The organism is Okeania sp. SIO2B9, assembly GCF_010672505.1.
Lineage (GTDB): Bacteria > Cyanobacteriota > Cyanobacteriia > Cyanobacteriales > Microcoleaceae > Okeania > Okeania hirsuta.
In genome coordinates, this window is record NZ_JAAHGK010001397.1 from 1 (window position 1) to 1,892 (window position 1,892).

Annotated in this window: 1 protein-coding gene; it reads right to left on the bottom strand. The window is 30.5% G+C overall.

The genetic code is table 11. The features are described from left to right. Positions 1-516: 516 nt before the first annotated feature. A partial coding sequence (locus F6K13_RS31115) for a hypothetical protein (RefSeq protein WP_287289568.1) occupies positions 517-1,892 on the bottom strand: 1,376 nt, incomplete at its 5' end.

The window sequence follows — 1,892 nt, forward strand, 5'->3', positions numbered from 1 at the left end:
TATCAATAATCGCTTTCATAGAGCGATCGCTTGGCAGTGCAGACAAATAACTATTGGACAATAGATCGATAGAACATCAATAATTGCGAAGAGAGCGATCGCTTTGTGTGCAGAGCAATAACTATTGGACAATAGTTCGATAGAACATCAATAATGACGAAACAGAGCGATATAGCTGCGGAATAGATGTTAAGAACGCTGCTTTCATGCAACAATGCCGCTATCAGCTATTAATTTTGGGAAAGGTAAAAGCAACCTTTGAAATTGAGGAAAGAATAAAAAGTTACTGTCAAAGTCTCCGGACTCAACCTGAGAAGTAATTATTCATTATTAATTGCTGTTTGCGTAGCATGACCTAGGAATAGCTGACTGCTAATAGCTGTTTGCGCAGCAGTCCGGAGGAAATGCTTACGCTGATAGTGATATTTGTTGGTCTACTCTTTTAATTATTACAGTGGTGTTAACTTAGTTGCAACTGAGCGTACAGGTAGAGTTGATGTATCAATTTAATTACAATTAATTATTCAGTTGATTTTTCTGTTCGGGAGTTAAGTTAGAGTCAATTAATTGCTTGAGATTATCTATCAATATAATTTCTTTTTGAGACAAATTTAATTGATTTAGTTTCTCTCGAAAAGGCAACCAGTAAGGTTGTACAGATTTATTATTTAACTCTAAAGATTTCTCAAATAATTTGCGAAAATTTGCTAGACAACCCCGTGAATAGTAGATTTGATCGTTATCAAAAAATGCTTTTAAAATAAACTTCCATTGATGCTCATTTAGTTCTTCAGCAATCATTATTAGAAGTTCTGAACGTTTACTAGCATCAGCAAAACTAGAAGATTGTGCAAATGCAGTGACTATAGCTTGAACATTTTTTTTCAAAGTAGGTATAAGTAATTTTTCAGGAATTATTGGTACAGAATTTATTGAAACAGATGTATTAATCATTACTTCTTGATTGCTGACTAGGAATTTTAGCAAATCACTAAAAGGCATTTCTTCGATTTTATTGGCAATACAATTATCAAAGACTTCAATAATTTCTGGTGCTGAGTTTCTTGATGAGTTATATTGATATTTTAATTTTGCCCTAACTAATTGGTCTAAATCAACTCTTTTTGGCAGATTATCTTTCAAATAAGGTATAAATATTTCCTTACTAATCTCACCCCAGTATTTTGAATATTCAAGTAAATCATTAAAGGGTACTGCTACTAATATTTCATTCATACGACTATCAAGCAGTTCAACAATTTCAGGCTTTGATTTTCCTGATGATTTATATTTTGATTTAGCTAGAAGTAGTTCTATAAAATCAACTATTTCTGGCAGAGGATTTTTCAAATAAAGTATTAATTTTTCTGCCTCAATCTCACACCAATATGTTGATGATTTAAGGAGAACGTCAAAATCAACTTCTAGGATTTTTTCATTAATACAATTATCAAACAGTTCAATAATTTCAGGTTTTGACTTTCCAGATGAATTATATTTTGACTTAGCTGAAAGTAATTCTTGAAAATCAGCATTAATAATTTTATCTTCTAGTAAATCCCGAATCAAATCTTGCCACAATTCATAATCATAATTTGACATAATATCAGCTAAATCATTCAAAGATGAAAATTTAGCTTTTTCCTTGATACAAGATAAAATAGTCTCATCAGATACTAATGAAGTCTTTATTCTTATTAAAAATAGTTCATTTAAACTTGCTTCCGGAGCTGATTTTATCATACTAGGTAAAATTATTTTTGTTTGGAACAAATTATCTCCACAAATATCATGTAATGACAAGATATCTTTTACAGGAATTTTATCAAACTTCTTAATTACATAGTCTCTTAAAAAATCTATATGAGCTGCTTTAATTAGAATAAAGACTA